The organism is uncultured Actinobacillus sp., assembly GCF_945915845.1.
GTDB lineage: Bacteria > Pseudomonadota > Gammaproteobacteria > Enterobacterales > Pasteurellaceae > Exercitatus.
Window position 1 is genome coordinate 1 of record NZ_CAMEFX010000062.1, and the last position, 7,489, is coordinate 7,489.

Genomic DNA, 7,489 nt, shown 5'->3' on the forward strand with positions numbered 1-7,489 from the left:
CAGGGGTATTAGGATATTTTATTGGGAATAATCCAAATGCCAAGGAAGTAGAGGGATTAAGTTTTGGTAAGGCTCATTCTGATGCTAATCAAAATATTAATAATTTGAAGTATGTGGAAAATGATAATCAAAGTATTGAAAATAAATCTAATTTTTTAAAAAGAATTTATTTTCAAGGTGGAGAGCGTCATTTTAATAAAGTAAAGGAAAAATAATGCGTGTTTTTACAATTGCATTGCTATGCTTACTCCTAACAGCTTGTCTCGATATCTTTCTTTACAGGGAAAGCTATTCTCTTAATAGAATGGCATATTGGCAAAATTTGAATAACCAACAAAAGGCTACAAGGGAAGTGTTGGATAATTGTTTTGCACTAACAAAAAAAGATATTTCTGGAGAACAATATGCTCAATGCTTATATAGAAAAGGATATAGATTTAGAACCGATAGTTGGCTTTACTGCTATCATAATAAAGATATATGTGAAATATATGATAAATACAGAAACTAATAAGTTCCAAGGCTTCGATTAAAGTATGGATAATACTTTTCATCTAATGAAATAAAGTAGCTATATGAATAAATTAAATATATTATTTGTTTTCTTTCTAACTGGATGTTCTTTATTTTGGTTTAGAGAATCATATACTCTAGATACTATGAGTAGTTGGATCCATTTTAAAACTAATGAAGAAGTACCTAACAATATTTATAAAGATTGTCTCCAAAGAGCCATGGATCAAGTTATGGGAAAAAAAGACTCTAAAATAGATGACTTAAGTCTAAAACAACTAAAGGAAACAGATCCCATTTTAGGTCAGTGTTTATATGATCGTGAGTATAGATTTTTTATCAAAGGATCAGGTTTAGTTTATTGTGCAAACCGACCAGAAGAATGCGAAGCCTTTTCTAAATATAGAAAATACATGAAATAATATTCATGGAGAGTATCCAATCTAGGAGTATTAGGAAATAAAAATATATTGAATTGGTCAGAATATATGAACCAAAGCTATAACAATACAAAAGTAGGACAAAAGCAATGTGTGAAAGATGGTTATCGTAAGGAAGAAAAAGATCTAATTATGAATAAAGAACAAACTATCTTTGATTTAAATCAAAAGAAAGAGTTAAATAAATAATTGGAGAGATTATGAAAAAATTTGTGACTTTGATATTGAGTACGAGTTTGTTAGCTTCTTGCTCAATGGGGGGATTTAAGCCGCCTAGGGCATATTATAAATGGCATCTTGGTGATGAGCATAAAATATCATACATTTCAACATCAAATTATGTACATGAGTATTTAACTCTACGAGAGAATGATATGCGAGCTTGTGGAATGGATCCTGTTCGTGGCGAAAGCGGCTATCTTGCAGTAAATTTATGTTTAGAGAAAAAAGGTTGGTATTTAGAGCAAGGTCCAGTATGCGAAGAAAGATATGTGTGGAATGAGCCTGAATGTATTAAATGGAGAGCAAAGTATAGCAAACCTGATGCTAAACCTTGGGGGTAAAGCAAACCCAAGAAGTGGGCAGTCAACTGACGGCAAAAAATGACGTGAACATTCTAAGCGAAAACCTCACCGCACTTCGTCAAGCCGGCATACACAGTGACAACGGTACGGTTACCCTTAGCTCAACAAATGGCGATGTACAAATCCAAGAAGGCCGCAACCAAGAGCAACTCTCTTTCGGCGCAAAAAGCACCCACCACGGCACCTTGCAAACTATCACCTCGGTGACTAAACATGACCACCGTTATGATAGCGCGCAAGGCTCTGCCATTGATGGTAACAATGTCGTATTACAAGCCAATAACGGCAATGTGAGTGTTCAGGGTTCAAATGTAGTAGCAGAAAACCATCTTGTTGCTAAGGCAAAAAATATCAGCATTCAAGCAGCGGAAAATCGTGTTTTTGAAGAAGATTTTGAGAAAACGAGCAAATCAGGCTTAATGGGCAGTGGTGGATTTGGATTTAGCATTGGAGAGAAAAAAGAAAAAGTAGAACAAGACCGCACGCAAGAAAGCGCGACAAGTAGCCAAGTGGGGAGCTTAAAAGGCAACACAACCATTCAAGCAAACAATCATTACCAACAAACAGGTAGCGTTGTCACCGCGGTCAATGGCGATGTCGATATTCTCGCCAAATCCGTCAACATCACCGCGGCACATTCGGATTATGAGAGTAATTATAAATATACTTATGAACAAAAAGGATTGACGATTGCGTTGTCAGCTCCAGCCCTAGCGCTTGCTCAAGCAATGACCAACACATATAACGCCGTTAAAACGGTTGGAAAAAGTAAGGACGATCGTATTAATGCGTTGGCTGTAGCCAATACTGCTTGGTCAGCCTATCGCTTAGCCAATTCTATGCCACAACCTGATTTAAAAAATAATATTGTGGCAGATAAAAATGCTCAACCATCGACTACGGTAGGGATTTCTATTACTTACGGACAACAAAAAAATGTCTCAACCACGCACACCGAAGGCAATACCGCTCAATCCAGTGAAGTGAATGCGGGCGGTAAAGTGAATATCGTTGCCACCGGTGCAGGCAAACAATCTGATATTAATATCATCGGCTCTGATGTCAGTGGCAAACAAGGCACCAGCTTGAAAGCAGACAATGACATCAACCTACTTGCAGCGAAACAGGCACATCAAGAACGTAGCACGAATAAATCCAGTGGATTTAATGCCGGTGTGGCGATTCAGTTCGGAAATGGTGTAAGTTTTGGTGTAACTGCCGGCGGAAATTACGGAAAAGGTTACGGTAATGGCGATGAAAGCACTTACACCTACACTCACGTTGGTGATAAAAATAGCCAAACAACTCTTGAGAGCGGTGCGACTGCCAACCTTAAAGGCGCACAAGTTCAAGGCAAAGGCGTAAAACTAGACGCGCAAAACTTGAATATTGAAAGCCTACAAGAAACCTTAACCTACAAAGGAAAACAGATGAATGCAAACGGACAAGTGACAGTCGGCTACGGTTTTTCAGCCTCAGGCTCTTACAATCAATCAAAAATGAATGCGGATTACGCCAGCGTTATTGAGCAATCAGGAATTTATACCGGCGATGACGGCTATCAAGTCAACGTACAAAATCACACGGACTTAAAAGGTGGATTGATTACTTCAAGTCAAGTGGCAGAAGACAATGGCAAGAATCGTTTTGAGACAGGCACCTTAAGTTATTCGGATATTCAAAATCATGCGGATTATAGTGCCAGTGGCTTTGGGCTGGGTGGAGGTATATCTATGAACGTTGATTTAGGTTTGGGTGATAATGCAACAAAACAAAGTAACGTTCAAAAGGTAAATGAAAATGGAGAACCTATTTATCAAGCTGAAGGTATAGAAAATACAAATGGTGTTGGTGAAAAAGTATTAGCAGAAGGCTGGGACTCAATGGCTGGAAATGTATCTTATGGCGTTGGCTATGATTCTGAACATAGCAATAGCATCACGAAAAGCGGGATAAATACTGCGAATATTAAAATTCGTGACACTGATAAACAATTGGAGAAAACAGGTAAAACGGCGGAAACTTCAATTGCTAATATTAAAACGGATATTACAACCCAAAGTGCGGTTGATAATTCAGGTAAATTGGAACGAAACTTTGATAAGGATGCTGTTCAAAAAGAGCTAGATACCCAAATTAAAGTTACTGCTGAATTTAAGAATAATGCGTTGGATTTGATAAATTCGTTTGTTGATTCCAAACAGGCACCATTACGTGAAAAATTACAAGAAGCGTTGAATCGCCGAGATAATGCTAAAACTAAGGAAGAATACGAACAAGCCAAATCTGATATAGATGGCATAGTCGGCGATATTTATGCGTGGCAGTATGGACGTAGAGCGTTACAAACCTTTGTGACCTTAGCGAGTGGTTCTTCAGACATAGCTTTAACTCAAGGTGGGTGGTATATGGGTTCAACAACACTACGATATATTAGCCTTCAAAATTCACTTAAATCTCCAATAGTTGTTGGTAAGAATGGAGAAAAAATTGGGAATGTTTCCTATGAAAGTGGGGCATTCGATGGGGTTAAGTTGGGTGGTGTTCGGCTTGATTTGGATGTGATTTGTGGGATTGATAATAATAGATGTAGCCAATCTAAAAATAGTGATGGATCTTATGGGGTACTCATTGATGAGTATAATAGAGTACATTTCACTGGCGGATATGATGAGAAGACGAAAACTTATTATAGATCTTTCAGTGATGTTATTAATGATTCGAATATATCATCATCAATGCATGGTCCTACTGGGGGTATACAAGGCTATTTAGGTGAATTCTTTGGAACATTTTATTCAAAAAATAGTTGGAAAGATCTGCTTATAGAAGCTTATGCAGGTAGCCATGATTTTATAGGTGGACAATTACCTCAATTTTATGATGAAAAAGGAAACACTCGTAGAGGAAAAACTACATTTGAACATTATGCCGCAGAGTTTGCAACTGGTATTGCTATTCCTTTAGCTACACCATTTGCAGCTGCAGAGCTCTTCAGCTCTGAATTATTTGAATTAATTTTGAATCAATAAGGGAATATATATGAAATATGCTATTTTCCTTTTCTTTGCTGGGATTCTTAATGGATGTGGATGTTTTTTTAGTGTTGTTAGTTGTTCTTCAATTAATGATATAAAGGGATTTCCTGAGATTAGAGCAATTCAAAATATTAGGTCTGTGGGAAAAACAGATCCTGTGAAAAGAAAAGCTGTTTTATATGAGTGTGGAATTGGTAAAAATGAAATTATTGATGATAATTGGTCATTATATAAACCAAGAAGTTCCGATTATATTACCGATGGATCTTGTCCATCAGGCTTTAATAATAAATGTATAGATCACACAAAAATACTAAAAAGAGCTAATGCTTTTTATCAATGTTTAGAAACAAAAGGATACAAGAGTTTTTCTTGTGGTTCTATAAATAATCCGACTGGAAATTGTAATTGAAAAATATAATTCTCTACTTAATCGCCTTAATTATTTCTGGGTGTGGTTGTTCTCCTTTTGCAGTTGTATCCTGTGTAACAAAAGATGATTTTACCGATATGTCTGATATTCAGAAATTTCAACGTAGAGATACTATAGGTAATACAGATATAAAACTACGAAAAGAAGCTTTTTATAACTGCGGTATAAGCCGAAAAATAAATTTGGATGATCCTATTTGGGCATTTCAAACGGGATATGAAAAGATCTTAACAAAAGAACAGTGTATAAAAAAATATAACTGGTTCGTTGATTCATGTATTGATTTAGAAGAACGTGATCATCAAATAAATAAAGTTATTAGCTGTTTAAATAAAAAAGGCTATATTGAAATGGATTGTGGAACCAAAGCTAAACCAACGGGATATTGTAATTAGAAATAATGGTTAAGTTCAGACTATATATTTAATGCTCAATCCAGTGGATTTAATGCCGGTGTGGCGATTCAGTTCGGAAATGGTGTAAGTTTTGGTGTAACTGCCGGCGGAAATTACGGAAAAGGTTACGGTAATGGCGATGAAAGCACTTACACCTACACTCACGTTGGTGATAAAAATAGCCAAACAACTCTTGAGAGCGGTGCGACTGCCAACCTTAAAGGCGCACAAGTTCAAGGCAAAGGCGTAAAACTAGACGCGCAAAACTTGAATATTGAAAGCCTACAAGAAACCTTAACCTACAAAGGAAAACAGATGAATGCAAACGGACAAGTGACAGTCGGCTACGGTTTTTCAGCCTCAGGCTCTTACAATCAATCAAAAATGAATGCGGATTACGCCAGCGTTATTGAGCAATCAGGAATTTATACCGGCGATGACGGCTATCAAGTCAACGTACAAAATCACACGGACTTAAAAGGTGGATTGATTACTTCAAGTCAAGTGGCAGAAGACAATGGCAAGAATCGTTTTGAGACAGGCACCTTAAGTTATTCGGATATTCAAAATCATGCGGATTACTCGGGTTCTAGTTTTGGTGTTGATGTTAGTATGACAAAGGGTGGTGGCGAGAAGCCAAAAGAAATTGGTGGGATGAAGTTAACGTCATTTGGGCAAAATGCAATGGTTGAAACGATAAATTCTGATGGTTCAAAAACAACAAATCTTGAAAGTCAGATGAGCCTCAATAAATCTGTTGGCTTTGGTTATGATAGTGAGCATAACGATAGTGTAACGAAAAGTGGTATTAATACAGTGAACATTCAAATCCGAGATGAAAATGCTCAAATCACAAAAACAGGGCAAACTGTTAATACCACTTTAACTGGTATTCATACAGATGTTACTACTGAAAGTGCGGTCGAAAATTCGGGTAAATTGGATCAGAATTTTGATAAAGAACAGCTCCAAAAAGAGCTGAATACGCAATTAGAAGTCACGCAGACGTTCGATAAAAATCGTCAAGAATTGAAAGCGGAATATTATGCGACCATTGATAAAAAACGCGAAGAAGCTACTGAGATTCGCCGAAAAAATGGTGGTTATGATACGGAAGACTCTAAAAAACTCGATCAAGAAGCGAATGACTTAAATGAACAAATTCGTTGGATTGATATGGGGTTAGGTCTTGCGTGGGGATTAGGCAATGCGGATATGACACAGTTAATGTTTGGGACAACGCAAGCAGATAGAGCGTATCGTTCAGCAACTGCTCCGAAAGAAATGTGGATCCAACATTGTTCTTCTAGTCAATCAAAAGACTGCCAAAGCCGACAAATTTGGTCTTTGGATGATCTCACAACTGAAGAACGAACAAGATTAGAAAATGAAGATATTTTGGTAGTATCTAACCCTGGTATTTTTAATGATCGAGAAGATGCATTAAAAAATGCACAAAAACAAAATAAAAGCGAAGCTAATCAAAACGGTATTATAACTATTATGAATCCACCAACTGGTGACTATAAAGGATGGGATGGATGGAAGTTAGCAACAGCATTACCATCTGAATTACTTTATGCTTTATATGATAAATTGAATGATAGTCTTTTTAATGGGTTGTTGCCATTAACAAATTCTGAAAAGTTAAATCAGGATGTTTATTTAGAAGCAAAAGCTAAAAATTATACGTTAGATACAAGTAATCATAGTCGTGGCGGTATGACTGCAAGTGTAGCACTTCAGAATTTGAATATTTGGAGAGGAATAAATGATATACCAATTAGAAAAGCACGTTTCTATGGTACAGCAACAAATGTTCAAGCATATAGCAATCAACTAAACAAAAATGGATTTACTTACCAAGGAAAAGATGGAAAAACATATCAGAGTGGTGCATATTCAGCAGTTCATCACTCAGATGGAGTTGGTTTGATTCCTGTTCTTTTAGGGGGAAATAGTTCAACTGGTGGAAATTGTATTTTGTGTTATTCGCATAGTAGTTATTTTGCGGAAATACCAGATGAATATCTGTAAACACCCCATAATTAAAACAACTCAAAAATAGACATTATTATTTGTTCTA

Annotated in this window: 8 protein-coding genes; all 8 read left to right on the forward strand. The window is 36.6% G+C overall.

Going from position 1 to position 7,489, the window contains the following annotated elements:
* Positions 1-215, forward strand: a 215-nt coding sequence (locus Q0O89_RS09895; protein WP_293731536.1) for a heme transporter CcmA, incomplete at its 5' end; no start/stop codon positions are given.
* A gap of 360 nt (positions 216-575) precedes the next feature.
* Positions 576-935 carry a hypothetical protein gene (locus Q0O89_RS09900; protein ID WP_293731537.1) on the forward strand — a complete coding sequence of 120 codons (360 nt, stop codon included), beginning with the start codon at positions 576-578 and terminating at the stop codon, positions 933-935.
* A 66-nt stretch (positions 936-1,001) separates the two neighbouring features.
* Positions 1,002-1,142, forward strand: coding sequence for a hypothetical protein (locus tag Q0O89_RS09905; RefSeq protein WP_293731538.1), 141 nt, complete (start codon positions 1,002-1,004; stop codon positions 1,140-1,142).
* Positions 1,143-1,153: 11 nt separating this feature from the next.
* Entirely contained in the window at positions 1,154-1,516 is a 363-nt protein-coding gene (locus Q0O89_RS09910) for a hypothetical protein (RefSeq protein WP_293731539.1), read from the forward strand.
* Entirely contained in the window at positions 1,507-4,569 is a 3,063-nt protein-coding gene (locus tag Q0O89_RS09915; RefSeq protein ID WP_293731540.1) for a hemagglutinin repeat-containing protein, read from the forward strand. Before Q0O89_RS09910 ends, Q0O89_RS09915 begins: the two co-directional genes overlap by 10 nt.
* Positions 4,570-4,579: 10 nt before the next feature.
* Positions 4,580-4,987, forward strand: a complete 408-nt coding sequence (locus Q0O89_RS09920; protein ID WP_293731541.1) for a hypothetical protein — start codon at positions 4,580-4,582, stop codon at positions 4,985-4,987.
* Positions 4,984-5,403, forward strand: coding sequence for a hypothetical protein (locus Q0O89_RS09925; protein ID WP_293731542.1), 420 nt, complete (start codon positions 4,984-4,986; stop codon positions 5,401-5,403). The genes Q0O89_RS09920 and Q0O89_RS09925 overlap by 4 nt, the downstream gene beginning before the upstream one ends.
* A gap of 24 nt (positions 5,404-5,427) precedes the next feature.
* Positions 5,428-7,440 (forward strand): hemagglutinin repeat-containing protein, encoded by a 2,013-nt coding sequence (locus tag Q0O89_RS09930; protein ID WP_293731543.1) that lies wholly within the window; start codon positions 5,428-5,430, stop codon positions 7,438-7,440.
* Positions 7,441-7,489 lie beyond the last annotated feature (49 nt).

Excerpts from the sequence above, each read along its gene's own strand:
- Q0O89_RS09900 (WP_293731537.1), top strand. The coding sequence starts at position 576 with ATGAATAAATTAAATATATTATTTGTTTTCTTTCTAACTGGATGTTCT.
- Q0O89_RS09920 (WP_293731541.1), top strand. The coding sequence starts at position 4,580 with ATGAAATATGCTATTTTCCTTTTCTTTGCTGGGATTCTTAATGGATGT.
- Q0O89_RS09905 (WP_293731538.1), top strand. The coding sequence starts at position 1,002 with ATGAACCAAAGCTATAACAATACAAAAGTAGGACAAAAGCAATGTGTG.
- Q0O89_RS09910 (WP_293731539.1), top strand. The coding sequence starts at position 1,154 with ATGAAAAAATTTGTGACTTTGATATTGAGTACGAGTTTGTTAGCTTCT.